The organism is Tropicibacter oceani (genome assembly GCF_029958925.1).
GTDB classification, from domain to species: Bacteria; Pseudomonadota; Alphaproteobacteria; order Rhodobacterales; family Rhodobacteraceae; genus Pacificoceanicola; species Pacificoceanicola oceani.
On record NZ_CP124616.1, the window covers coordinates 689870 to 714160 of the forward strand.

General features: G+C 61.0%; 24 protein-coding genes. 15 read left to right on the forward strand and 9 right to left on the reverse strand.

Going from position 1 to position 24291, the window contains the following annotated elements; genetic code table 11:
- Positions 1–10: 10 nt before the first annotated feature.
- The 4 genes from mnmG to QF118_RS03270 are packed head-to-tail and all read left to right on the forward strand — an operon-like array spanning position 11 to position 4233.
- A complete protein-coding gene (gene mnmG / locus QF118_RS03255) occupies positions 11–1879 on the forward strand; it encodes a tRNA uridine-5-carboxymethylaminomethyl(34) synthesis enzyme MnmG (RefSeq protein WP_282301219.1) in 1869 nt (622 codons plus the stop codon).
- A complete protein-coding gene (rsmG, locus tag QF118_RS03260; protein WP_282301220.1) occupies positions 1876–2496 on the forward strand; it encodes a 16S rRNA (guanine(527)-N(7))-methyltransferase RsmG in 621 nt (206 codons plus the stop codon). The genes mnmG and rsmG overlap by 4 nt, the downstream gene beginning before the upstream one ends.
- Complete coding sequence (locus QF118_RS03265) at positions 2489–3298, forward strand: ParA family protein (protein ID WP_282301221.1); 810 nt, start codon at positions 2489–2491, stop codon at positions 3296–3298. The genes rsmG and QF118_RS03265 overlap by 8 nt, the downstream gene beginning before the upstream one ends.
- A 29-nt stretch (positions 3299–3327) precedes the next feature.
- A complete protein-coding gene (locus QF118_RS03270; protein WP_282301222.1) occupies positions 3328–4233 on the forward strand; it encodes a ParB/RepB/Spo0J family partition protein in 906 nt (301 codons plus the stop codon).
- A gap of 15 nt (positions 4234–4248) precedes the next feature.
- Here QF118_RS03270 and hemW read toward each other — a convergent pair whose 3' ends face one another.
- Genes hemW through rph form a run of 3 tightly spaced genes read right to left on the reverse strand, consistent with a single transcriptional unit; the run spans position 4249 to position 6723 of the window.
- A complete protein-coding gene (gene hemW / locus QF118_RS03275; protein ID WP_282302391.1) occupies positions 4249–5406 on the reverse strand; it encodes a radical SAM family heme chaperone HemW in 1158 nt (385 codons plus the stop codon).
- Positions 5399–6013, reverse strand: coding sequence for an RdgB/HAM1 family non-canonical purine NTP pyrophosphatase (rdgB, locus tag QF118_RS03280; protein WP_282301223.1), 615 nt, complete (start codon positions 6011–6013; stop codon positions 5399–5401). The genes hemW and rdgB overlap by 8 nt, the downstream gene beginning before the upstream one ends.
- On the reverse strand, positions 6010–6723 hold the full coding sequence (gene rph, locus QF118_RS03285) for a ribonuclease PH (protein ID WP_282301224.1): 714 nt from the start codon (positions 6721–6723) through the stop codon (positions 6010–6012). Before rph ends, rdgB begins: the two co-directional genes overlap by 4 nt.
- A gap of 115 nt (positions 6724–6838) precedes the next feature.
- Between rph and hrcA the strand changes: the two genes are divergently transcribed.
- Both hrcA and QF118_RS03295 read left to right on the forward strand, forming a co-directional pair.
- Positions 6839–7903, forward strand: a complete 1065-nt coding sequence (gene hrcA / locus QF118_RS03290; protein WP_282301225.1) for a heat-inducible transcriptional repressor HrcA — start codon at positions 6839–6841, stop codon at positions 7901–7903.
- A 9-nt stretch (positions 7904–7912) separates the two neighbouring features.
- Positions 7913–8470, forward strand: a complete 558-nt coding sequence (locus QF118_RS03295) for a nucleotide exchange factor GrpE (protein WP_282301226.1) — start codon at positions 7913–7915, stop codon at positions 8468–8470.
- A gap of 37 nt (positions 8471–8507) precedes the next feature.
- On the opposite strand, the gene mutS is transcribed toward QF118_RS03295, so the two are convergent.
- Positions 8508–11138 carry a DNA mismatch repair protein MutS gene (gene mutS / locus QF118_RS03300; protein ID WP_282302392.1) on the reverse strand — a complete coding sequence of 877 codons (2631 nt, stop codon included), beginning with the start codon at positions 11136–11138 and terminating at the stop codon, positions 8508–8510.
- 116 nt (positions 11139–11254) lie between these two features.
- Here mutS and QF118_RS03305 point away from each other — a divergent pair, with 116 nt between their 5' ends.
- Both QF118_RS03305 and QF118_RS03310 read left to right on the forward strand, forming a co-directional pair.
- Positions 11255–13510, forward strand: a complete 2256-nt coding sequence (locus QF118_RS03305; RefSeq protein WP_282301227.1) for an NADP-dependent malic enzyme — start codon at positions 11255–11257, stop codon at positions 13508–13510.
- A 69-nt stretch (positions 13511–13579) separates the two neighbouring features.
- Positions 13580–14452, forward strand: a complete 873-nt coding sequence (locus QF118_RS03310) for a ribokinase (protein ID WP_282301228.1) — start codon at positions 13580–13582, stop codon at positions 14450–14452.
- Here the strand turns inward: QF118_RS03310 and msrA are convergent.
- The gene (msrA, locus tag QF118_RS03315; RefSeq protein ID WP_282301229.1) at positions 14449–15093 is read right to left on the reverse strand and encodes a peptide-methionine (S)-S-oxide reductase MsrA; all 645 of its coding nucleotides are present in this window, start codon (positions 15091–15093) and stop codon (positions 14449–14451) included. The two genes, QF118_RS03310 and msrA, sit on opposite strands and share 4 nt — an antisense overlap.
- Positions 15094–15210: 117 nt before the next feature.
- Between msrA and QF118_RS03320 the strand changes: the two genes are divergently transcribed.
- From QF118_RS03320 to QF118_RS03330, 3 genes are all read left to right on the forward strand, one after another.
- On the forward strand, positions 15211–16110 hold the full coding sequence (locus QF118_RS03320) for a D-amino acid aminotransferase (RefSeq protein WP_282301230.1): 900 nt from the start codon (positions 15211–15213) through the stop codon (positions 16108–16110).
- Positions 16107–16826 (forward strand): sulfotransferase-like domain-containing protein, encoded by a 720-nt coding sequence (locus QF118_RS03325; RefSeq protein WP_282301231.1) that lies wholly within the window; start codon positions 16107–16109, stop codon positions 16824–16826. Before QF118_RS03320 ends, QF118_RS03325 begins: the two co-directional genes overlap by 4 nt.
- 85 nt (positions 16827–16911) lie before the next feature.
- Positions 16912–17325, forward strand: coding sequence for a DUF7282 domain-containing protein (locus QF118_RS03330; protein ID WP_282301232.1), 414 nt, complete (start codon positions 16912–16914; stop codon positions 17323–17325).
- Positions 17326–17388: 63 nt separating this feature from the next.
- Here the strand turns inward: QF118_RS03330 and QF118_RS03335 are convergent, their stop codons facing one another.
- Together QF118_RS03335 and QF118_RS03340 are read right to left on the reverse strand one after the other, a co-directional pair.
- Entirely contained in the window at positions 17389–17673 is a 285-nt protein-coding gene (locus tag QF118_RS03335) for an SCP2 sterol-binding domain-containing protein (protein ID WP_282301233.1), read from the reverse strand.
- 140 nt (positions 17674–17813) lie between these two features.
- Positions 17814–19037 carry an argininosuccinate synthase gene (locus QF118_RS03340; RefSeq protein ID WP_282301234.1) on the reverse strand — a complete coding sequence of 408 codons (1224 nt, stop codon included), beginning with the start codon at positions 19035–19037 and terminating at the stop codon, positions 17814–17816.
- Positions 19038–19134: 97 nt separating this feature from the next.
- Between QF118_RS03340 and QF118_RS03345 the strand changes: the two genes are divergently transcribed.
- From QF118_RS03345 to QF118_RS03355, 3 genes are read left to right on the forward strand one after another with little or no spacing between them, the layout of a single operon-like run.
- Complete coding sequence (locus tag QF118_RS03345) at positions 19135–19914, forward strand: hypothetical protein (RefSeq protein ID WP_282301235.1); 780 nt, start codon at positions 19135–19137, stop codon at positions 19912–19914.
- Positions 19915–19950: 36 nt separating this feature from the next.
- Complete coding sequence (gene ilvA, locus QF118_RS03350; RefSeq protein WP_282301236.1) at positions 19951–21177, forward strand: threonine ammonia-lyase IlvA; 1227 nt, start codon at positions 19951–19953, stop codon at positions 21175–21177.
- Positions 21174–21992 carry an SDR family oxidoreductase gene (locus tag QF118_RS03355; RefSeq protein ID WP_282301237.1) on the forward strand — a complete coding sequence of 273 codons (819 nt, stop codon included), beginning with the start codon at positions 21174–21176 and terminating at the stop codon, positions 21990–21992. Before ilvA ends, QF118_RS03355 begins: the two co-directional genes overlap by 4 nt.
- A 9-nt stretch (positions 21993–22001) precedes the next feature.
- On the opposite strand, the gene QF118_RS03360 is transcribed toward QF118_RS03355, so the two are convergent.
- Entirely contained in the window at positions 22002–22337 is a 336-nt protein-coding gene (locus QF118_RS03360) for an Hpt domain-containing protein (RefSeq protein ID WP_282301238.1), read from the reverse strand.
- A gap of 160 nt (positions 22338–22497) precedes the next feature.
- Between QF118_RS03360 and QF118_RS03365 the strand changes: the two genes are divergently transcribed.
- Complete coding sequence (locus QF118_RS03365) at positions 22498–23787, forward strand: PP2C family protein-serine/threonine phosphatase (protein WP_282301239.1); 1290 nt, start codon at positions 22498–22500, stop codon at positions 23785–23787.
- Here the strand turns inward: QF118_RS03365 and QF118_RS03370 are convergent, their stop codons facing one another.
- The gene (locus QF118_RS03370; RefSeq protein ID WP_282301240.1) at positions 23788–24225 is read right to left on the reverse strand and encodes an NUDIX domain-containing protein; all 438 of its coding nucleotides are present in this window, start codon (positions 24223–24225) and stop codon (positions 23788–23790) included.
- Positions 24226–24291 lie beyond the last annotated feature (66 nt).

A 24291-nucleotide genomic window follows, 5' to 3' on the forward strand; every position in this document is an offset into this window, starting at 1 on the left:
AGTGTTTCACGTGAAACAAAACCAATTTGACGTCATTGTTGTTGGTGGTGGCCATGCCGGTACCGAAGCCGCGGCCGCGGCTGCACGAATGGGTGCGCTGGTCGCTTTGATCACATTGAACAAGTCCGATCTTGGTGTGATGTCCTGCAACCCGGCCATCGGTGGATTGGGAAAAGGCCACCTGGTTCGCGAAATTGATGCGATGGACGGTGTGATGGGTCTGGTGGCGGACGCTGCCGGCATTCAATTCCGTTTGCTGAACCGGCGCAAAGGACCCGCCGTACAGGGCCCGCGCACGCAAGCGGATCGAAAGATTTATCGCGAAACCATGCAAGCGGTGATCGCTGCAATTTCGAATATCACGGTGGTCGAGGGCGAGGCCGTTGATTTTCTGATGCAGGGCGGGTCCGTTGCCGGTGTTGACCTGGCGGACGGCACACAGTTGGCTGCGCGCTCTGTTGTCTTGACCAGCGGAACATTCTTGCGGGGCGTCATTCATATTGGCGATCAACGGTCTTCGGGTGGTCGAATGGGCGCACGCCCATCTGTGCGACTTGCCGAACGCATTGACGGATTTGGGTTGTCTCTGGGTCGACTAAAGACAGGAACGCCGCCGCGATTGGATGGACGCACAATCAATTGGGATATTTTGGAAATGCAGCCGGGCGACGATGACCCCGTGCTGTTTTCCTTTCTGTCCTCCGGCGTGCAGGCGCGCCAGATATCCTGCGGCATCACGCATACAAACGCCAGGACGCATGATATCATTCGCCAAAACTTGGACCGATCCGCGATGTACGGGGGTCATATCAGCGGTGTGGGCCCGCGCTACTGCCCCTCGATCGAGGACAAGGTCGTTCGGTTTTCTGACAAAGAAAGCCATCAGATTTTTTTGGAGCCCGAGGGGCTGGATGACCACACGGTCTATCCAAACGGGATCTCCACCTCGCTGCCTGCGTCGGTCCAAGAGGACTATGTTCACAGCATTGTTGGGCTTGAGCGGGCAGTGATTACCCAACCGGGCTATGCGATTGAATACGATTACGTCGATCCTCGTGAACTGGACTCGCGTTTGGCCTTGCGCCAAGTCGACGGATTGTTCCTTGCCGGTCAGATCAATGGCACGACGGGGTACGAAGAAGCGGCTGCCCAGGGACTGGTTGCCGGGCTGAACGCGGCCGCGGCTGCGCAGGGCAGGGACCCGATCCGGTTCGTCCGCAGCGAAAGCTATATCGGCGTGATGATTGATGATTTGACGACTCGTGGCGTGTCCGAGCCTTACAGGATGTTCACATCGCGAGCCGAGTTCCGCCTTTCTTTGCGTGCCGACAATGCCGATCAACGGCTTACACCAAAGGCGATTGACTTGGCTTGTGTCTCGGAGCGGCGCCGAGTGGCTTTCCTGGAGAAGGTCGACAAACTGTCGGCTGCGCGCGATGTTGCGCAGTCGGTCATGCTGTCACCTCAAGAGATCCTGGATCTTGGCGTTGATGTCAAAGTCGATGGCGCAAAGCGTTCGGCCTATCAGGCGCTGTCGTTCAAGGACGTCGAGTTTCAGGATGTCGCCAAGTGTTCAGACGAATTGGCGTCCATTGATGCCGCGGTGGGCAGGCAGCTGAAATGCGAGGCGCTTTACGCGAACTACATCGAACGGCAACGCCATGATGTGGAAATCTTGCAACGGGATGAATCCATGCAGATTCCACAGGACTTCAACTATGACGACATGTCGAGTCTTTCCAATGAATTGAAGGCCAAGCTGAAACAGGCAAGGCCCGAAGATCTGTCTCAGGCGTCGCGGATTGATGGTATGACACCTGCAGCTTTGACCTTGATTCTGTCCAAGCTGCGGCAACCGGCAAAGCGAAATCTGGCGTGAGTGACCTGTCGAAAGCGATTGGCGCCGATGTTTCACGTGAAACAAAAGATAGGCTGAACACCTATCTGGAGCTTCTTCGTACATGGAATCCCAAGATCAACCTGGTGTCGCCAAGCACACTGGACGCTGCGTGGGAACGTCATATCCTGGATTCCGCTCAGATTTTCGGTCACGCCCCTAAGTCCGTTGAAACATGGGTTGATCTGGGCAGTGGGGGCGGATTTCCTGGCCTCGTCATCGCCATTCTGGCCGCTGAAAAGGCGCCTGATATGGCGATAACCTTGATCGAAAGCGATGCCCGAAAATCGACATTCCTGCGAACGGTGATCCGCGAAACTGGGACGGCAGCCAAGGTCCTGACGCAAAGGATTGAGGTGGCTCCGCCCCAAAATGCCCAAGTCGTTTCTGCCCGTGCGCTTGCCCCCTTGCCCTTGCTGCTTGACTACGTTCGGCGCCACATCGCCCCGGACGGCACGGCTTTGCTGCAAAAGGGCGCAAGTTGGAAAAACGAGATGAGCAGAGCGCAAGAATCGTGGAAATTCCGCGCTACGCCACATAAAAGTATCACTGACCCGAATTCCGTCATCCTCGAAATTGGAGAGATCGCCCATGTCTGATCTGGCACATGCGACCAGCCCGAAAATCATCGCTGTCGCCAACCAAAAAGGCGGAGTCGGAAAGACAACAACCACCATCAACCTGGGCGCCGCCATGGCGGAATTGGGCCTGCGCGTTCTTGTCATTGACCTCGATCCGCAGGGCAACGCGTCGACTGGCCTTGGCATCGAACCCGAAGACCGGGAATTCACAACCTACGAATTGCTCCTGGAAGATATCGAACTGGATCAAGTCATCCTTGAAACCACGACGCCGAACTTGATGCTGGTTCCAGCCACAGTAGATCTCAGTTCGGCCGATATGGAGCTGATCTCGAACGAAAAGCGCAGCTTTCTGTTGCATGATGTGTTGCGTCAGCCCGCGATGGACGCTTTCGGCTTTGACTACATCCTGATTGACTGCCCGCCGTCGCTGAACCTTCTCACCGTCAACGCCATGGTGGCCGCGCATTCCGTTCTGGTCCCGCTGCAAAGCGAATTCTTCGCGCTGGAAGGTCTGTCGCAATTGATGCTGACAATCCGCGACGTGCGCCAGAACGCAAACCCGAATTTGCGGATCGAGGGCGTCGTGCTCACCATGTACGACGCCAGGAACAACCTTTCGCAACAGGTGGAGGCAGACGCCCGCGCCAACCTGGCCGACCTTGTTTTCAACACGGTCATACCGCGCAACGTCCGGGTCAGCGAAGCACCGTCCTATGCCTTGCCAGTCCTCAGCTATGACAGCCAATCCAAGGGCGCAGTCGCGTACCGGATGCTTGCCGAAGAGCTGGTGAAAAGAAACGCAAAACTGGCCGCCTAAGGCCGGAACAGACACGATAGGGGGCCAGGATGGCAGACAAGAAAGAGCAGCGCAGAGGATTGGGCCGGGGGTTGTCGGCGCTCATGGCGGATGTTGAACCGCGTGGTCAACAGCCGGCCGGGGATACGCAGGCCGTTCGGCCCGATCGCCTGATTCCGATTGAACGCATCGTTCCCAATCCCGATCAGCCTCGCCGCACCTTTACGGAACCGCAGTTGCAGGAACTGGCCGAGTCGATCAGGGCAAAGGGCGTCATTCAGCCCTTGATCGTGCGCGTCAATCCCAAGGACGCCAACCAGTTTGAAATCGTCGCAGGGGAACGCCGTTGGCGGGCCGCCCAGATCGCGCAACTGCATGAACTACCCGTTTTGATCCGCGAATTCGATGATACCGAGGTTCTCGAAGTCGCAATCATCGAAAACATTCAACGCGCCGATCTGAACGCCATCGAAGAGGCAGCCGGCTATCGTCAGTTGATGTTCAAGTTCGGCCATACCCAGGAAAAACTGGCCGAAGCCCTGGGCAAAAGCCGCAGCCACATTGCCAATCTCATGCGTCTGCTCAACCTCCCGGATTCGGTCCAGGACATGGTGGTCAAAGGCGATCTTAGTGCAGGCCACGCCCGCACGTTGGTCACTGCAACCAACCCCGAGGACCTGGCCAAGACCATCGTCGCCAAAGGGTTGTCCGTCCGCGCCGCCGAGCAGTTGGCCAAGGCCGCCACAACACCGGCCGCACCCAAGCGCAAACCCGAAGGCAGTTTCAAGGTAGAAAAAGACGCCGATACCCGCGCGCTCGAAGGCGATCTTTCCGCCGCCCTCAGCATGAAAGTCACCATCGACCACAAGCCGGGGCAAGAGGCGGGCAAAATCACCATTTCCTACGAATCGCTCGAACAGCTTGATGCGCTATGCGCGATGCTCAGCGTCGGTTGACTAATGCCGCCGGATCTATTCCGGCATCAACTCGGCAATGACCGAGTTAAGAACAAGACGGCCCTTTGGTGTGACGCCAAGGGCCGTTTCCGTTTGCCAGATCAGACCCAGGTCCATCAGGCCCTTGATTGTATCTGGGTCAAGATGCTGACCCATCATTTGGTATAGCCGGTCGCGGTTGACGCCTTCATTTATACGCAGCCCCATCATCAGGTATTCACCACCCTGATCGCCACCAGAAACAGCATCAAACACCGTATCTCCGGACCCGGCCTTGACCCGCGCCAACCAGTCCCCTGGAGCCGAGGCCGCAACTGTCGCGTATTTCTGTCCAGACACGGTCAGGCGACCATGGGCACCAGGCCCGACGCCAGCATAATCCCCATAGCGCCAATAGATCAGATTGTGCCGGGATTCCGCGCCCGGACGGGCGTGATTGGAAACCTCATAGGCTGGCAGCCCGGCCTTTGCGCAAAGCTCTTGCGTCACATCATACATATCCGCCGCCAGATCATCCGAAGGCAAATCCCGCAGCTTCCCCGCCTTGGCCCGATCCCAAAATGCGGTGCCCTTTTCGATGGTCAACTGGTACAGCGACAGGTGGTCGACCGACAGGGAAAGCGCCTCGGTCAACTCGGCTTCCCAATCGGCCAGGCTTTGTCCTTGGCGCGCATAGATCAGGTCGAAACTGACCCGCCCAAAGACCGAGCGCGCGATTTCAAAGGCTTTGCGCGCCTCGTCCACGTCATGCAGTCTGCCAAGACGCCGCAGATCATCGGCGCGCAACGCTTGAACGCCCAGGGAAACCCTGTTCACTCCCGCGTCGGCATAGCCACCAAAGCGTGCCATTTCGACCGACCGCGGATTGGCCTCCAGGGTGATTTCAATATCGTTGGCCCATAGCCAGTTCTCTCTGGCCGCCTCCAGAACCGTACGCACGGTTTCGGGGGCCATCAGGGACGGTGTGCCGCCTCCGAAAAAGATCGAATTGAGCACACGGCCGGGCACCAGCTCGGACACCCGCCGGACCTCTTGCGCCAAGGCATTGGCCCAGACGGTCTGGTCAATCGACCGGGTCACATGGCTGTTGAAGTCGCAATAGGGGCATTTGGCCTCGCAAAAGGGCCAATGCACATACAGGCCAAAGCCCCCGTTTTTCGAATCCTCAGCGATCAAAGCAGCCCTTCACCAACTTGCGGAACGCATCCGCACGATGGCTGATCTTGTTCTTTTCCCAGCGGTCCATTTCGCCAAAGGTCACATCATAGCCTTCGGGCTGAAAGATCGGATCATAGCCGTGTCCCTGATCCCCGCGCATCGGCCAGACAACCTGACCTTCCATCACGCCCGGGAAAACTTCGTCGTGGCCATCTGGCCAGGCCAGCACCAGCGTGCAGCAAAACCGAGCCGTCCAGGGTTGCGGCGCGTTCCGCTCGACAAGCAGACGATAGCTTTTCTCCATCGCCATGACAAAGTCACGACCAGTCTCTGTTTCGGCCCAATCGGCCGTATAAACACCCGGCGCCTTGTCCAGTCCGTCGATCTCGATCCCGCTGTCATCGGACAGGGCGGGCAGGCCAGTTGCCTTGGCGGCGGCGTGGGCCTTGATCCGGGCGTTTTCCACAAAACTGGTGCCGTCCTCGACCGGTTCGGGCAGGCCCACTTCTTTGGCGCCGACAACCGCGACGCCAAAGGGTTTCAACAGATCGGCGATCTCTTCCAGCTTGCCCTGGTTGTGGGTCGCGACCAAAAGGCGATCGCCTGTAAACGGGCGCGTCATGCAAAGGCCGCCAGCTGCGCGGCCACCAGCTCGTTCACGCCTTTTTCCGCCAGGTCCATCAACTGGGCCATCTGATCGCGGGAAAAGGTGGCGCCCTCGGCGGACATCTGCACTTCGATCAACTGGCCATCGCCGCGCAGGATAAAGTTGCCATCAACGCCGGCTTCGCTGTCTTCGGGGTAATCCAGATCCAGAACCGCCTGACCGGCATACATCCCGCAGCTGATCGCCGCGACCGGCGAAATCAGCGGGTCGGTCTTGATATCGCCGACCTTCATCAGCTTGTTGACGGCCATCCGCAGGGCCACCCATCCGCCGGTGATCGATGCGCAGCGCGTGCCGCCATCGGCCTGGATCACATCGCAATCGACGGTGATCTGACGTTCGCCCATGGCGACGCGGTCAACCCCGGCGCGCAGGGACCGGCCGATCAGGCGCTGGATTTCCACGGTGCGTCCGCCTTGCTTGCCGCTGGTGGCTTCGCGCCGCATCCGCGACGAGGTCGACCGCGGCAGCATCCCGTATTCGGCGGTGACCCAGCCCAGGCCCGAACCCTTGATGAACGGCGGCACACGTTCCTCGACCGAGGCCGTGCACAACACGTGCGTGTCGCCCATTTTGATCAGGCATGACCCTTCGGCGTGTTTCGTTACCCCTGTTTCGATTGAAACAGCGCGCATTTCGCTTAAATTCCGTCCCGAAGGTCTCATGGTCTTCCTCTCTGGTATGTTGCGCCACGGATAGACGGGCCACCCCCCTCGGCGCAAGTCCGATTGACGCCAAGGCTCAGGCGTCTTTAATGGTCAGGCTCTCAAGAGGCCAAGGATGAACAAGGCGAACGAACTGCTGTCCCAGATGAACCAACGCTCGCGCGAGGTTTTCCGCCGCGTGGTCGAAGGCTATCTGGAATCCGGAGAACCGGTTGGATCGCGCACCTTGACCCGCACCTTGTCGGAAAAGGTGTCGGCGGCAACAATCCGCAACGTCATGCAGGATCTCGAATTCCTTGGCCTGCTGGACAGCCCGCACATCAGCGCCGGGCGCATTCCGACGCAGCTGGGCCTGCGCATGTTTGTCGATGGGTTGCTGGAAGTGCGCGACCTGGACCGCGACGACCGTCAAAAGATCGACGCGACCATGGGTGCCAATGCCAAGGACGTCGGTGGCCTTCTGGATCAGATCGGATCGGCGCTGTCCGGGGTCACGCATGGGGCGTCCCTTGTGCTGACGCCGAAACACGAAGCGCCGCTGAAACATATCGAATTCGTCAGTCTTGGCCATGATCGCGCGCTTGTGGTGATCGTCTTTGCCGATGGCCATGTCGAAAACCGCCTGTTCACGCCGCCGCCGGGCCAGACCCCCAGCTCGATGCGCGAAGCGGCGAATTTCGTGAACGCCCTGGCCGAGGGCCGCACCTTGGACCAATTGCGCCGGGTCATGCTGGACGAGGTCAAGCGCCGCCGACAGGAGCTGGACGTGCTGGCCGCGCAACTGATCGAAGCCGGCGTTGCCGTCTGGGATGGCGAATCCGACAGTTCGGCCCGGTTGATCGTGCGCGGGCGGGCGAATCTTTTGGGCGATGACGCCGCCGAAGAAGAGCTCGAGCGCATTCGCCAGTTGTTTGACGACCTTGAACGCAAGCGTGATATCGCAGAATTCCTTGAATTGACCGATCAGGGCGACGGGGTGCGCATTTTCATCGGTTCAGAGAACAAACTTTTCTCACTTTCGGGTTCCTCTTTGGTGGTCTCTCCATATATGAACGCTGACCGTAAGATCATTGGCGCGGTGGGGGTCATCGGACCCACGCGCCTCAACTATGGCCGGATCGTTCCCATCGTGGACTATACGGCCCAGCTGGTCGGAAAGCTGATTTCCGACCGCAGTTAGAGGTGAAGAATGGCAGACCCGAGAGACGAAGATTTTCTCGACGATATCGAAGCGATGGAGCAGGCCGAGGCAGAAGCCGCCGAGGCTGACCCGACGCCGGAACAGATCATCGCATCGCTCGAAGCCGAGCGGGATGAATTCAAGGATCGCTTCATGCGGGCGCTGGCCGATGCCGAAAACAGCCGCAAGCGCGCCGACAAAGATCGCCGCGAAGCGCAGGCCTATGGCGGCACCCGCATCGCACGCGACCTGATCCCGGTTTACGACAACCTGAACCGCGCCCTGAACGCGGCAAAAGAGGCGACGGACCAGGCGTCCGTTGCACTGACCGAAGGGGTTGAACTGACCCTCAAGGAACTTATGACCGTCTTTGACCGTCACGGGGTAACCCGGGTCACGCCCCAGGTCGGCGATCGTTTCGATCCCAAGCTGCACGAAGCCATGTTCGAAGCGCCCCTGCCGGGCACCAAGGCGGGCGACATCATCCAGGTGTCGGCCGAAGGGTTCATGCTGCACGACCGTTTGCTGCGCCCCGCGCAGGTTGGTGTCAGCTCGATGCCGGGCTGACACCTGTCACACGTGAAACACAAGGTAGGGCGGGGTTTTACCCCGCCTTTTTCTTGCGCAGCGCCTTGAGCTCATACAGGGCCTGAAGCGCCTCGCGCGGGGTCATTTCATCAGGCAAAAGCGCATCCAGCTGCGTTTCAATCTCGGACGGGCCTGAATTGGCCGCCGGTTGGGGTGCCGCATGCGCCGCGACCGAGAACAGCGGCAGATCGTCGATCAGCGCCTTGGGCGACGCTTTGTCCCGTTCCCCTTTTTCAAGCGCTTCCAGCACCGCGCGCGCGCGGGTGATCACCGGTTTGGGCAGGCCCGCCAGCTGTGCCACCTGCACACCATAGGACCGGTCCGCCGCACCTTCGCGCACTTCATGCAGAAAGATCACTTCGCCTTCCCATTCTTTGACCGCGACCGTGGCATTCCTGACCCCGGGCAGCTTCCCGGCCAGAACCGTCATTTCGTGGTAATGGGTGGCGAACAGACCGCGCACGCGGTTCACCTCGTGCAGATGTTCCAGCGTCGCCCAGGCAATCGACAACCCGTCATAGGTCGCCGTGCCGCGCCCAATCTCGTCCAGGATCACCAGCGCGCTTTCGTCCGCCTGGTTCAGGATTGCGGCGGTTTCCACCATCTCGACCATGAAGGTCGAGCGCCCGCGCGCCAGATCGTCACTGGCCCCGACACGGCTGAAAATCTGGCTGACCAATCCGATATGCGCGGCAGAAGCTGGCACATAAGACCCCATTTGCGCCAAAAGCGCGATCAGCGCGTTCTGCCGAAGATAGGTCGATTTACCGGCCATGTTGGGCCCGGTCAGCAATGTGACCGACGCGGCCTCGCCCTCGGCGTTCAGAGTGCAGTCGTTGGCGATGAACGGCTCTCCGGCCTTGGTCAGCGCCGCTTCGACAACCGGATGCCGCCCGGCCTGAATGTCAAAGGCGCGGCTGTCATCGACCGTGGGTTTGCACCAGTCCCGACTGCGCGCCAGCTTGGCCAAACCAATGGACAGATCGAATTCGGCCAGCCCCAGCGCAAGGTCCGACAGGGCAGGGGCAAGATCCAGAATGGCCTGTCTCAGCGTGGAATAGAGCCGCTTTTCAATCTCAAGCGCTTCGTTCCCGGCGTTCAGGATGCGGGTCTCCAGCTCGGACAGCTCAACAGTGGTAAAGCGTACCTGGTTGGCCGTTGTCTGCCGGTGAATGAAGGTTTCCGACAGGGGCGGCGACATCATCTTTTCGGCGTGGGTCGCGGTGGTTTCGATGAAATAGCCCAGCACGTTGTTGTGCTTGATCTTCAGGGCGTTGACCCCGGCGCGTTCCGCATAATCGGCCTGCATTCCGGCAATCACGCCGCGCCCCTTGTCCCGCAGCCTGCGCGCCTCGTCCAAGGCGGCGTCATACCCCGCCGCGATGAACCCGCCGTCGCGCGCCAATAGCGGCGGTTCGGCCACCAGCGCAGCGTCGAGCAATTCCAAAAGGCTTTCGTGACCGGTCAGGGATTGAACGGTGCGGCTCAGCAGGTCTGGCAGATCCTGGCCTGCCAACTGCGCCGAAATGGTTTCTGCCTGCTGCAAGGCATTGCGCACGGCAGCCAGATCACGCGGCCCACCGCGATCCAGCCCCAGCCGCGACAATGCGCGATCCAGATCGGGCACACCGCGCAAACTTTCGCGCAGCGGTTCGGCCAGGGGCGAGTCCACCGCCCAGGTCACCGCCTCAAGACGTTCGCGGATCACCGCCAATTCGCGCGATGGCGACGAAACCCGCCGTTCCAGCAACCGCGCACCGCCCGAAGTAACGGTGCGGTCAATCGCGGCCAGCAAAGACCCGGCGCGCCCGCCGTTCATGCCGTGCGTCAGTTCCAGATTGCGCCGCGTCGCGGTGTCGATCTGCATCAGGCGCGAAACCGCCTCTTGCCGCGGTGGGCGCAGCAGGGGCAGGCGGCCCTTTTGCGTGATTTCCAGGTAATCGACCAGGGCGCCCATCGCGGACAGTTCGGCCCGCGCAAAGGTGCCGAAACCGGCCAGCGTCTGCACCCCGAAAACAGCGCAAAGCCGCCCTTCGCCCGCCGTGGAATCAAAGGAGGCAGCGCCCAGAACCGTTGCCTCGATCCCCAGATCGCCCAGCACCTCGCGCAGCTCTTCTTCGGTCTTGTCGGCGACCAGCAGTTCGGACGGCGCAAGCCGCGCCAGTTCGGCCCCGATCCGCGCCCGCGACAAGGGCATCACGTGAAACGCACCCGTAGAAATGTCCGCCCAGGACAGGGCAAATTCGTCTCTGACACGGCCCAAGGCGGCCAGATAGTTGTGGCGCCGCGCCTCCAGCAGGGATTCCTCGGTCAGGGTGCCGGGCGTGACCAGCCGCACCACGTCGCGCTTGACCACGGATTTGGAGCCGCGCTTTTTCGCCTCTTCCGGGCTTTCCAGCTGTTCGCCCACGGCAACGCGAAAACCCTTGCGGATCAGCGTCAGCAAATAGTTCTCGGCGGCATGCACCGGAACCCCGCACATCGGGATATCGTCGCCGTCGTGTTTGCCGCGTTTCGTCAGGGCGATGTCCAGCGCTTCGGACGCCGCCACTGCGTCGTCAAAGAACATCTCGTAGAAATCGCCCATCCGGTAGAACAGCAAGGCGTCGGGATACTGCGCCTTGATTTCCAGATATTGCGCCATCATCGGCGTCACAGTTGTTTTGTTAGCGCTCACGTATCTTCCCCCCACGGGTTTGGCGTGACATTAAGGCGGCCAACCATCGGGGAAAACCCGATATTGATGACGCCAAGGGAGGAAGCATGTCCAAACCCAAGTTTACCCGCGAAGAGGCGCTTGCCTTCCACCTTGAACCGACCCCCGGCAAATGGGAGGTGCAGGCCACCGTTCCCATGACCACCCAGCGCGACCTGTCGCTGGCCTATTCCCCCGGCGTCGCCGTTCCTTGCGAAGACATCGCCGCCAATCCCGAACTGGCCTACGACTACACCAACAAGGGCAACCTTGTTGCGGTCATTTCCAACGGCACGGCGGTTCTGGGCCTTGGCAACCTTGGCGCGCTCGGCTCCAAGCCGGTGATGGAGGGGAAGGCGGTGTTGTTCAAGCGCTTTGCCGACGTCAACAGCATCGATATCGAACTGGATACCGAGGACCCGGACGAATTCTGCAAGGCCGTGCGCCTGATGGGGCCCACCTTTGGCGGGATCAACCTCGAAGACATCAAGGCACCCGAATGCTTTATCATCGAACAGCGTCTGAAAGAGGAAATGGACATTCCCGTCTTTCACGACGACCAGCACGGCACGGCGGTGATCTGCGCGGCGGGCCTGATCAACGCGCTGCATATTTCGGGGAAAAAGATCGAGGACTGCAAGATTGTCCTCAACGGTGCGGGTGCGGCGGGGATCGCCTGTCTTGAGCTGGTCAAATCCATGGGCGCGCGGCATGACAATTGCATCATGTGCGACACCAAGGGTGTGATCTATCAGGGCCGTACCGAGGGCATGAACCAGTGGAAATCGGCCCATGCGGCGCAAACCGATGCGCGCACGCTCGAAGAGGCCATGAAAGGCGCCGATGTTTTCCTTGGCGTGTCGGCCAAGGGTGCGGTGACGCAGGACATGGTCATGTCAATGGCCGATAACCCGGTGATCTTCGCCATGGCGAACCCCGATCCCGAGATCACCCCCGAAGAGGCACACGCGGTTCGCCCCGATGCCATCGTTGCCACCGGGCGGTCGGATTATCCCAACCAGGTGAACAACGTCCTTGGCTTTCCCTACCTGTTCCGCGGCGCGCTGGATGTGCATGCCCGCGCCATCAACGATGAGATGAAGATCGCCTGCGCCGAGGCGTTGGCCGCGCTGGCGCGCGAGGACGTGCCGGACGAGGTTGCGCTGGCCTATGGCAAGACGCTGACCTTTGGCCGTGATTACATCATCCCGACGCCCTTCGATCCGCGTCTGATCCACCGCATTCCGCCCGCCGTGGCACGGGCAGGGATGGACACCGGCGCCGCGCGCCGTCCGATCATCGACATGGAAGCCTACGAAGAAAGCCTCAAGGGCCGGATGGATCCGACTGCAAGCATCCTGCGCGGCATCAACGCCCGCGCCCGGGCTGCACAGGCCCGGATGATCTTTGCCGAAGGCGACGATCCGCGCGTGCTGCGCGCCGCCGTGATGTACCAGCGTTCGGGTCTGGGCAAAGCGTTGGTTGTCGGCCGCGAAAGCGACGTCAAGGAAAAGCTGGAGGCCGCCGGTCTTGAGGATGCGGTGCGCGAACTGGAGGTGGTCAATGCCGCCAACAGCCGGCATTTCCCGGTCTACAAGGATTTCCTGTACGACAGATTGCAGCGCAAGGGGCATGACCGGCAGGACATCCACCGCCTTGCCGCGCGTGATCGTCATGTCTTTGGCGCGCTGATGCTGGCGCATGGCCATGGCGACGGGTTGATCACGGGCGCCACGCGTAAATCGGCGCATGTGATGGAGCTGATCAACCACGTCTTTGATGCTGATGCCGGCGACGGTGCGGCGGGCGTGACGGCTTTGCTGCACAAGGGGCGGATCGTCTTGATTGCCGATACGCTAGTGCATGAATGGCCGAACGAAGAGGACCTGGCCGATATCGCCGAACGCGCCGCAGGTGTGGCCCGGCATCTTGGGCTTGAGCCGCGCGTTGCCTTTGTGTCGTTTTCGACCTTTGGCTATCCGGTGTCTGAACGTGCGGCCAAGATGCACCTTGCGCCAAAGGTGCTGGACCGCCGCGGCGTGACCTTTGAGTATGAGGGCGAAATGACCGTGGATGTGGCCCTGAACCTCAAGGCGCAAGAGGCCTATCCGTTCCAGCGGCTGACCGGCCCGGCCAATATTCTGGTTGTTCCGGCGCGGCATTCGGCCTCGATCTCGGTCAAGCTGATGCAGGAAATGGCCGGGGCGACGGTGATCGGCCCGATCCTGGCCGGCATCGACAAGTCGATCCAGATCTGTTCGTCGAACTCGACTGCGAATGATATCCTGAACATGGCGGTTCTGGCCGCGTGCAAAGTCGGCTGAGGACAGCGCCCGCCGCAGGGGCAGGAGCCTCCGGCGGGGATATTTTGGGCAAGAGGAAGGGCCAGGGGCGTGACGATATTCAATCTTGGGTCCATCAACGCCGATCTTGTCTATCGCGTGCCGCATCTGCCGGGGCCGGGGGAAACCCTGGCTTCGACTTCGCTCTCGCGCGGGCTGGGCGGTAAAGGCGCAAACATGTCGGTCGCTGCCGCCCGGGCCGGGGCGCGCTGTGTGCATATCGGGGCGGTCGGCGAAGACGGGCGCTGGGCGATTGAACGACTGACGGAATATGGCGTCGATACCCGGCATATCCGCGTCGGGAGCGAGCCGACAGGCCATGCGGTCATTGCGGTTGATGACGCCGGTGAAAACTCGATCCTGTTGTATCCCGGTGCGAATTGCGCCTTGTCAGAGCCTGATATCTCCAAGGCGCTGTCGGAGGCCACGGCCGAGGATCTTTTCATCTGTCAGAATGAAACCAACCTGCAGGCCGAGGCGGCCAGAATGGCCAGCGGGCGCGGAATGCGTGTCGCCTATGCCGCCGCACCGTTTTCGGCCGCGGCGGTCATGGCGGTTTTGCCCCTGCTCGACCTTCTGGTCCTGAACGAGGTCGAGGCCGCCCAGCTGGCCGAGGCGACCGGACATTCTCCCGAGCATTTGCCGGTGCGCGATGCGGTGGTCACCCTGGGATCAAAGGGATGTCGTTGGCATAACACCGACAGCGGTGACACGCAGGCATTCCCCGCGATCAAGGTCGCGCCTGTGGACACGACCGGGGCGGGGGACACCTTTACCGGTTACCTGATTGCGGGACTTGATCGCGGCATGCCGATGGCGCAGGCCATCGGGCTGGCGACAAAGGCGGCGGCGCTGATGGTGACGCGCATGGGCACCGCCGATGTGATCCCTGACCTGAAAGACGTGCAGGACATGCGCAGTTAGTTCACGAAGGCCGCCGCATTGCCCCAAAGCTGCTTTACCCGCTGATCACGACCGCAAGCATCGCGGTATTTTTTGTAAGCGTCCTTTTGCGGGATCGGACCAAAGCGGGTCAGCACGCGCTTGGTGCCCTTGTAGTAATCCTGATGATAGCCCTCGGCCTGGTAAAACGGTCGGGCGTCCAGAATGGGGGTCACGATCTTGCGGCCCAACTGCGCCTCGGCGGCGGCTTTTGCTTCGGTGGCGGCCTGCTTTTGCGCAGAGTTCGTGACGAAAATCGCGGTGCGATAGCTTTCCCCGCGATCACAGAACTGACCGCCGGCATCGGTGGGATCGACCGAGCGGAAGAACAGATCATAGAGCGCGCGCGGGTTGGTCTGGTTGCCGTTGAACCGGATCATCACCGCCTCGTAATGGCCGGTGCCGCCGCGCGTGACCTGTTTGTAGGTCGGATTTGCGACGGCGCCGCCGGTATAGCCGGAAACCGCCTCGGTCACACCGCGCAACTTTTCGAAATCGGCTTCGACGCACCAGAAACAGCCTCCGGCAACGATGATTTCATCCGCGTGGGCGCGTTCGGCGGCAAGGCCGACCAGGATGAACAGTCCAAGGACCAGAGGGCGGGTACAGAACGGAAGGCGCATGGCAAGTCTCCTTTTGACCCAAGGCTGCCAGCCCGCGCGCGCCCTGGCAATCGTCGCAACGTCTTCTCACCACAAGGTGAGCTTGCGTGAACGTTTCCCGCGCCCTAGCGTGACGCCATGACAGATCATGTGACAACCCATCAGGCCGAAGAAGACGCGCGCAACGAAAGCGTGCTGATCTGGGTAAATGGCCAGCTGAAACCAAGGGCGCAGGCCATGGTCAGCGTTTTCGATTCCGGCTTCATGCTGGGGGATGGTGTCTGGGAAGGGCTGCGGCTGTACGACGGGCGCTGGAGTTTTCTTGACGAACATATGGACCGCCTGTTCGAGGCGGCCAAGGCGATTGATCTGGACATCGGGATGGACCGTCATGGTGTGATTTCAGCCTTGTTAGAGACGCAAGAAGCCAACGGCATGGTCACCGATGCCCATGCCCGGCTGATGGTGACGCGCGGGGTGAAATCGCGCCCGTTCCAGCATCCTTCGCTTTCGCGGCAGGGGCCGACCGTGGTGATCATCATGGAGCATTCCCAGCCGAAAATTCCGCGCCCCATCCGGCTTGCCACGGTGCCGCATTTGCGCGGGCTGCCGATGACGCAAGACCCCAAGCTGAATTCGCATTCCAAGCTGAACTGCATTCTGGCCTGCATCGCCGCCGAAAAGGCCGGCGCGGATGAAGCGCTGATGCTGGATGTCCATGGCTTTGTGAACACCACCAACGCCTGCAATTTCTTTATCGTGCGCAAAGGTGCGGTTTGGACCAGCACCGGGGACTACTGCATGAACGGGATCACCCGGCAAAAGGTGATCGACCTGTGCCGCGCCAACGCCATTCCCGTGTTCGAGAGGAATTTCAGCCTGGTCGACACCTATGGTGCCGACGAGGCGTTCCTGACCGGCACCTTTGGTGCGCAAACGCCGGTAGGGTCGATTGATGGACGCGCGATTGGTGACGGCCAGATGGGGCCGATCACCAAACGGCTGCGCGCGCTGTACAAAGATCTGGTGACATCGTGAAGATTGCCATGTGGTCCGGGCCGCGCAACCTGTCGACGGCGTTGATGTACAGCTTTGGCAATCGCGCTGATTTCCATGCGGTGGACGAGCCGTTTTACGGCCCTTACCTGCGGATCACTGGCCTTGACCACCCGATGCGCGACGCCGTTCTGACCAGCCGGCTGGAAAGCGCAGTTGAGGTGGAACAGAGCCTCTTGGGTCCAATCCCGAATGGGAAACCCAACGCCTATCACAAGCATATGTGCCAACACATGGTTGACGGCATTCCGCGTGGCTTCATGGCGGGTTGCGTGAACGTCTTTTTGTTGCGCCACCCGGCGCGCGTGGTCGCCAGTTTCCTCAATGGATATCCGCAGGCGACAGAGGATGACATCGGCTTTGCCCGTCAGGCCGCGCTGTTCCAGCACTGCCGTGATCTGGGGCAGAACCCCGTTGTGGTCGACAGCGCCGACATTCGCGCCGATCCGCAGGGGATGTTACGCGCCATGTGTCAGGCCATCGGGCTTGATTGGGATCCTGCCATGCTGAGCTGGCCCAAGGGGCCCAAGCCATTTGACGGGGCCTGGGCGCCGCACTGGTACGCCTCGGTTCACGACAGCAGCGGTTTTGCCGGACCAGAGGGCGCGCTGCCGTCGTTGGATGCGCGCGGGCAGGCGCTTACCGAAACGGCGATGCCCTATTTCGATGCGATGGCGCGCAACGCATTAAAAATCTGACTTTCGTGAAACTTTGTCTGCCGGGCTGACGTGACTGTTGGCAAGCACGGACAATCCGTGCGCAGAAAACAGATGGAGAGTCCCAATGAAAACCCTTGTGACCAGCAGCATTTTCACCCTGACCGCCAGCATCGCCATGGCCGCAGGCCACGCCATGGCCCCCGGCGTCGAAGCGATGGATCAGGACGTTTCGGGCGGAACCGTGACGGCCGACAAGGTGATCGCACCCGCCAACGGCTGGCTGGTCGTTCACCGCACTGACGGCGAAATGAAGCCCGGCCCCGTCGTTGGCTATGCTTCCTTGAAGGAGGGTGAGAACATGGACGTCTCGGCCATCCTGCAAGAAGAAGTCGCAGCCGGTGACATGCTGATGCTCATGGTGCATGGCGAAGACGGCGGCATGTCGACGGGCGTGTTCGAATACACCCTTGGCGCCAAAGAGGATGGCCCGATCAAGCCTGACGGCAACCTTGTGATGACGGTCGTGACCGCCAAGTAACCAACCGGAAAGGGCGGGATCATCCCGCCCTTTTCAGATGCAACAGGGTCTAAAACTGGATGCCTAGCCCAGCAGTTGGCTCAGCTTCAGAGCAAGGCTCATGTCGCCCGAAACCTTGATCTTGCCCATGGCGAATGCGGTCATCGGGTTCAGGTCCCCGGCAATCAGTTTTTCCAGGTTGGCCTGCGAAATCCTGATCGTGCAATCGGCGGGCAGGTCGGCCAGATGCGCTGTACCGCCCTGCAGCGTGATCGCGCCGTCCTCGCTGCAATCGAACTTGATCGAACGTTCCAGGGGATGTTTGTCCAGGCCGCGCTGCATCTTGGCGGCGATATCGGTCAGCGGCATCAGGTGTCCTTTTCGTCTGTTGTCCCAGCTAGGACACAGCGCGCAAGCCGGGCAACCGTGACGTGACGGCGGATCGCGCCCCGCAACAAGAAAGGCCCGCCTGTTTCCAGACGGGCCTTTGAATTTCGCCGAATGGCGGATTACTTCAACCGCCGGTTCCGAGCGGCCAGCAACCGCAGGCGCAGCGCGTTCAGGGTGATAAAGCCCGCCGCGTCCTTTTGGTCATAGGCACCGGCGTCGTCCTCGAACGTCACGTGCGCCTCGGAATACAACGAATGATCAGACCAGCGGGCGATTGTGCGTACCGAGCCCTTGTACAGCTTGAGCCGCACGGTGCCGGTGACGTGTTCCTGCGACTTGTCGATCAGGGCCTGCAGCATTTCGCGTTCGGGCGAGAACCAGAAACCGTTATAGATCAGCTCGGCGTAGCGCGGCATGATCGAATCCTTCAGGTGGCCGGCACCCGAATCCAGGGTGATCTGTTCGATCCCGCGGTGCGCTTCCAGCAGGATGGTGCCGCCGGGCGTTTCATAGATGCCGCGCGATTTCATCCCGACAAAACGGTTTTCGACGAAATCGAGACGCCCGATGCCGTGCTTGCGGCCATATTCGTTCAGCTCGGTCAGGATGGTGGCCGCGCTCATCGCCACGCCGTTGATCGCAACCGCGTCGCCCTTTTCAAAGGTCACTTCGATGACTTCGGGCGTATCGGGCGCGTCCTCGGGGTGGACGGTGCGCTGATAGACGTAGTCGGGCGCGTCCTCGGCCGGGTCTTCCAGGACCTTACCCTCGGACGAGGTGTGCAACAGGTTCGCATCGACCGAGAAGGGCGCTTCGCCGCGCTTGTCCTTGGCGATCGGAATCTGGTTCTGCTCGGCGAATTCCAACAGCGAGGTGCGCGACGTCAGGGTCCATTCCCGCCACGGGGCGATGCACTTGATATCCGGGTTCAGCGCGGCGCAGGACAGTTCGAACCGCACCTGGTCGTTGCCCTTGCCGGTGGCGCCATGGGCCACGGCGTCGGCGCCGGTTTCCTCGGCGATCTCGACCAGACGTTTGGAGATCAGCGGGCGCGCGATCGAGGTGCCCAGCAGGTACAGCCCCTCGTAGACCGCGTTGGCGCGGAACATGGGGAACACGAAATCCGAAACGAATTCTTCGCGGATGTCCTCGATATAGATGTTCTCGGGTTTGATCCCCAGCATTTCGGCCTTGGCGCGGGCGGGCTCCAGTTCCTCGCCCTGACCAAGGTCAGCGGTAAAGGTGACCACTTCGCAACCGTATTCGGTTTGCAGCCATTTCAGGATGATCGAGGTATCAAGGCCACCGGAATAGGCCAGGACGACTTTCTTGGGCGCGGACATGCTGGGATTCCTCTGTCAGATGCTGGCGCGCGGCTTAACGGGTTTTGCAAGGATCGGCAAGGATGCGGGATTGACGCGGCTTGGGATCAAGGGTCCCATGCGGAAAACTTGGCTGAAAGGGCAGGACATGAAAGGCTGGACGATTTTTGTGCATTCGCTGCGCATGGTGTTGCGCAACTGGATGCAGGCTTTGCGGATCGGGCTTTTGCCGGTGATCATTGCCACGGCGGCCCTGTCGTTGCTGGTCGGCGGCACCGGTTGGGAGATGATGAACACGCCGGGCGGCGGGATGCCGATGCCCGAAGACGGCGCCGGGTTCACCATGGCCTTTCTGCCCGCCTGGATCGTGATCATGGTGGCGATGATCTGGATCGTCGTGAACTGGCACCGCTTTGTCCTGCTCGAGGAATATCCGCGCGGTTGGCTGCCACCCTTTCCGGTGTCCTTGATCCTTGGTTATTTCGGGCGGATTTTGATGCTGGTGGTGATCGCCGTGGTGCTGTCGATCCCGCTTGGCATTCTTGTCGCCGCGATGGGGCAGGCGGCCATGATCCTGCTGCCGATCTTTTGGGTGATCATCATGGTCGGGTTTTACCGGGTCTCGGTCATTCTGCCCGCCGGTGCCGTGGGCAAGCCGATGACACTGGGTCAGGCCTGGACCGCGACGCAGGGCGCCAGCGGCGTCATCCTTACCTTTGCGCTGATCCTGTTTGCGGCGAACTTCGTGCTGCAGCTGGGGGTCGCCGCGATCATGGCGGTTTCCGTGCTTCTGGGCGGGTTGGTGTCGATTGCGTTTTCTCTGGTCATGGGGTTGGTCGGTGTGTCCATCCTGACCACGCTTTACGGCCATTATGTCGAAGGCCGCGAGATTGACTGACTTGCTAAGCCGCGCGCGCTTTGCCAATCCTTCGGCATGAGCAATTTTCAGGATAAGGCCCGCGAGGCCGCCGCAGCCATGCGAGAGGTGTTTCCCGAAACGCCCCTGCAACGCAATGCCCATCTGTCGGAGCGCTATGGCGCCGACATCTGGCTCAAACGCGAAGACCTGAGCCCGGTGCGCAGTTACAAACTGCGCGGCGCCTTCAACGCCATGCGCAAACGGCCCGATCTGGATCTTGTGGTTTGCGCCAGCGCGGGCAACCACGCGCAGGGCGTTGCCTTTATGTGCAAGCATTTCGGCAAGCGCGGCGTGATCTTCATGCCGGTGACGACACCGCAGCAGAAGATCCAGAAAACCTCGATGTTCGGCGGGGACAGTATCGAAATTCGCCTGATCGGTGACTATTTCGACGACTGCCTGCAGGCCGCGAAAGAGTTCTGCGAAACCGAGGGTGGCTATTTCCTGTCGCCCTTTGACGATCAGGACGTGATCGAAGGCCAGGCCAGCGTCGGGGTCGAGATTGAACAGCAACTGGGCGCGGTACCCGATACGCTGGTGATTCCGGTCGGGGGTGGCGGGCTTGGCTCGGGGTTGCTCAGTTATTTTGGAACGCAGCCGCAGTATACCTTTGTCGAACCCATGGGCGGCGCCTGCCTGCGCGCCGCGCTTGAGGCGGGGCATCCCGTGGCGCTGCCCAAGGTGAACACCTTTGCCGATGGCGCAGCGGTGGCGCGGATCGGCGATCTGACCTTTGACATCCTGAAAGAGGTCGGTCTGGCCAGCACCCTGCAAATCAACGAAGACCGCCTGTGCACCACGATGCTGGAAATGCTGAACGTCGAAGGCATCGTGCTGGAACCCGCCGGGGCGCTGTCTGTTGATGCGCTCAAGGACATGGGGCAGGCGATCCGCGGCCGACAGGTGGTGTGCGTGACCTCGGGCGGCAATTTCGATTTCGAACGCCTGCCCGAGGTGAAAGAGCGCGCGCAGACCTACTCGGGGGTCAAGAAGTACTTTATCCTGCGCTTGCCCCAGCGCCCCGGCGCCCTGCGCGGTTTCCTTGATATGCTTGGGCCCGACGATGACATCGCCCGGTTTGAATACCTCAAGAAATCGGCGCGCAACTTCGGCTCTGTCTTGATCGGTATCGAAACCCGTGATCCTGCGAACTTTGGCAAGCTGTTCCAGCGGCTGGACGCCGAAGGCTACACCTATACCGATATCACCGACGACGAAGTCCTGGCGAATTTCGTGATATGAGGTTCACGGGCCGCACCGCCATTGTCACGGGCGCCGGCCAAGGCATCGGCCGCGCCATTTCCCGCGCGCTGGCGGCACGGGGCATGGCGATTTGCGTCAGCGATATAGACCCTGTTGCGGCGCAATCTGTCGCCGATGAGATCGGCGGCGTCGCCCTGCCTTGTGATGTTCGGGACCCTGATCAAATCGCGGATCTGGTCGCTAGCGCGCAATCTGCGCTGGGCGATATCGACCTGTTGTGTTCGAACGCCGGCTTTGCGCGGGGGGCCGCGCTGGGACCGACCTCGGTTTCCGATGCGCAATGGCAGGACAGTTGGGATGTGCATGTGATGGCGCATCTGCGCGCGTCGCGTTTGTTGCTGCCCGGTATGATCGCCCGAAACGAGGGTTGGCTGGTCAATGTTGCCTCAGCCGCGGGGCTGCTTAGTCAGATCGGCGATGCCCCCTATTCGGCATCCAAACATGCGGCGGTCAGCCTTGCCCAGTCGCTGGCGATCGAACATGGCGATCAAGGCATTCGGTCCAGCGTTGTCTGCCCGCTTTATGTTGCGACGCAGCTGCTGGGCTATGACGCGGACAGCCCCATTGATCGCCCGCACGACCGTGTCCTGACCGCCGAGGATGTGGCGCAGGCGCTGGTTCAAGGGTTGGAGGAGGACAGGTTCCTGATCCTGCCGCATCAAGAGGCCGCCATGTATTTCCGCCGCCGGGCCGAGGACATGGACCGCTGGATCGACGGGATGCGCCGTTTGCGCCGCAGCGCCTTTGCCGACGGGGTGCCGGACACGCTGTCCGACCTGCATCGCAAGATCTGAACCGCAGCGTCACGCTGCGAATTTCAACGGAAGCTCTGCCAGGAACCGGTTTTTGCTGTCTTCAAAGGTGGTCCGCACCGCGCCAAAGGGAATGGCCTCGGCGTCGCCGCCGGCGGCCGCCTTTTCACCCTTTTGGCAAAGGTCTGATACCGCCGCAAACCCAAGGTTCAGCGCCGCCCCTTTCAGAAAATGCATCTGGTCGTGCGTCACAACCGGGTTTCCCGCCGCGCTTTCCAACAGGTCGATGGCGCCTTCGACCTCGGTCAGGAACAACTCGACCACCTCGTCGAAATCCTCTGGTCCGATTTCGTCGCGCAATTCGGCGACGCGTGCCCAATCAATCATGTCATGTCTCCGCTCATGCCGAGACGCTAGGGGGCAAAGGTAAATCGCGGGTTTCTGGCCGATACGGAATAGCTTTCATTTTAGATTTCAGAGGCTGTTAAGAGTCCTGTCTTAAACCGGTCGAAATTCCAGTCCGCCCATCCCGGGCCAGGGGGACGACGTGAGGCCGAAAGAAGCAGATTTCACAAGGATCGAACCAGATGCCGTCAGGCGTGTCCTGCTGGTCGATGACAGCCGTCTGCAGCTGAAAATCGTCAGCGCGATGCTGTCGCGTTGGGGATTCGAGGTGCTTCAGGCAGAATCGGGGCCCGAGGCATTGGAACTTTGCGCGACCCATTCCCCTGACCTGGTCCTGTCCGACTGGATGATGCCCGGCATGGACGGCCTGGAATTCTGCCGCCATTTTCGTGACCTGCAAAAGGACAGCTATGGCTATTTCATCCTGCTGACGTCGAAAAGCGAAAAGGGGGATGTGGCGCAGGGGCTGGATGCCGGGGCCGACGATTTCCTGACCAAGCCTGTGAATGCCCATGAACTACGCGCCCGGATCAATGCCGGCGCGCGCGTCGTATCGATGGAGCGGCAGCTTTCGGAAAAGAACCGCCTGGTGTCCGAGGCGTTTGCCGAACTCAAGACCATTCACGAGGCGATCGACAACGATCTCAAGCAGGCGCGCAAGATCCAGGAATCGCTGGTGCCGGACCGGATGCGGGTAATCGGCACGTCGCGCGTCAGTCTGCTGCTGCAACCCTGCGGTCATGTCGGCGGCGATCTTGTGGGCATGTTCACCCCCGGTTTCGATCGACTGGGCCTGTACAGCATCGATGTTTCCGGCCACGGTATCACGTCCGCCATGGTGACGGCGCGGGTCGCCGGGTATATGTCCAGCACCTTTCCGGACCAGAATATCGCGCTGGAAAAGCGGTTCGACCAATACTACGCCATGCGCGAACCGGCCGAGACCGGGCGCATGTTGAACCAACGGCTTGCTGCCGATCCGGGGGTCGAGGAATACCTGACCATGGCCTATGTCGCGGGCGACATGAAAACCGGGGCGATGCGGCTGGTGCAGGCCGGGCATCCGCCGCCGCTGTTGCTGCGCGCCGATGGCACGGTGGAATTTCTTGGCGATGGCGGCCTGCCGATCGGGCTGGTCGACGAGGTGTCATATGATCAGGTCGAATTCACCATGGCCCGCGGCGACCGGCTGCTTTTGTATTCGGATGGGTTTACCGAGGCGGTGATGAAAGACGGCCAGATGCTGGAGGAAGAGGGGCTTGCCCGCATTTTTCGCCAAAGCGTCGAAATGGGCGGCACAGGGCCTGAACTGCTGGAAGACATGTACTGGCGGCTGACCACCCAGATGGAAAATGCCGAAACCCTTGGGGATGACGTCTCGGCCGCATTGCTGGAGTTCGACTCCGTTCCCGAGGCGCCGGCCAACCCCTGATCACAGGCAAAAGCGGGCCACGAAATCCCGGTCACCGGGATTGCCAAGGCTGCGCACGGCCTGTTCGGGTTGCATCAGCACTGCCATATGCCCGGCTTCGCTGGGCGGCCCATGCGGGCGCACGGGACGGGCCGTGTAGATGATGCACAGCTTTTCGGCCCAAAGATCGTACTCCGGCATATAGGTAAAACGCCGAAACGCCCCCAGCCGACGCGGAGAGGTCATGCGCCAGCCGGTTTCCTCGAACACCTCGCGGTGCAGCGCGGTCAACGGATGCTCGCCAGGGTCGATACCCCCGCCGGGCAGCTGCACTTCGGGTTCCGGAAAGGCCTGGTGGGTCAGCAAAAGCGCATCGCCCAATGGCAGGATCGCATAGACTCCGGGGCGCAAACGATAGCGCTTTTGCGGGTCAGGAGACTGCCCATATCTGCGGATCATGCCCTTGCCCCTTTGCGCGTGCCTTGATCGTCCCTATATGGCTGCGGTATGCCAGCACTTGGCAGA

Coding starts and splice junctions, on each gene's coding strand:
- QF118_RS03265 (WP_282301221.1), top strand. CDS start 2,489: ATGTCTGATCTGGCACATGCGACCAGCCCGAAAATCATCGCTGTCGCC.
- QF118_RS03270 (WP_282301222.1), top strand. CDS start 3,328: ATGGCAGACAAGAAAGAGCAGCGCAGAGGATTGGGCCGGGGGTTGTCG.
- rdgB (WP_282301223.1), bottom strand. CDS start 6,013: ATGACGCGCCCGTTTACAGGCGATCGCCTTTTGGTCGCGACCCACAAC.
- rph (WP_282301224.1), bottom strand. CDS start 6,723: ATGAGACCTTCGGGACGGAATTTAAGCGAAATGCGCGCTGTTTCAATC.
- hrcA (WP_282301225.1), top strand. CDS start 6,839: ATGAACAAGGCGAACGAACTGCTGTCCCAGATGAACCAACGCTCGCGC.
- QF118_RS03295 (WP_282301226.1), top strand. CDS start 7,913: ATGGCAGACCCGAGAGACGAAGATTTTCTCGACGATATCGAAGCGATG.
- mutS (WP_282302392.1), bottom strand. CDS start 11,138: ATGATGGCGCAATATCTGGAAATCAAGGCGCAGTATCCCGACGCCTTG.
- QF118_RS03305 (WP_282301227.1), top strand. CDS start 11,255: ATGTCCAAACCCAAGTTTACCCGCGAAGAGGCGCTTGCCTTCCACCTT.
- msrA (WP_282301229.1), bottom strand. CDS start 15,093: ATGCGCCTTCCGTTCTGTACCCGCCCTCTGGTCCTTGGACTGTTCATC.
- QF118_RS03320 (WP_282301230.1), top strand. CDS start 15,211: ATGACAGATCATGTGACAACCCATCAGGCCGAAGAAGACGCGCGCAAC.
- QF118_RS03330 (WP_282301232.1), top strand. CDS start 16,912: ATGAAAACCCTTGTGACCAGCAGCATTTTCACCCTGACCGCCAGCATC.
- QF118_RS03335 (WP_282301233.1), bottom strand. CDS start 17,673: ATGCCGCTGACCGATATCGCCGCCAAGATGCAGCGCGGCCTGGACAAA.
- QF118_RS03340 (WP_282301234.1), bottom strand. CDS start 19,037: ATGTCCGCGCCCAAGAAAGTCGTCCTGGCCTATTCCGGTGGCCTTGAT.
- QF118_RS03345 (WP_282301235.1), top strand. CDS start 19,135: ATGCGGAAAACTTGGCTGAAAGGGCAGGACATGAAAGGCTGGACGATT.
- ilvA (WP_282301236.1), top strand. CDS start 19,951: ATGAGCAATTTTCAGGATAAGGCCCGCGAGGCCGCCGCAGCCATGCGA.
- QF118_RS03355 (WP_282301237.1), top strand. CDS start 21,174: ATGAGGTTCACGGGCCGCACCGCCATTGTCACGGGCGCCGGCCAAGGC.
- QF118_RS03360 (WP_282301238.1), bottom strand. CDS start 22,337: ATGATTGATTGGGCACGCGTCGCCGAATTGCGCGACGAAATCGGACCA.
- QF118_RS03370 (WP_282301240.1), bottom strand. CDS start 24,225: ATGATCCGCAGATATGGGCAGTCTCCTGACCCGCAAAAGCGCTATCGT.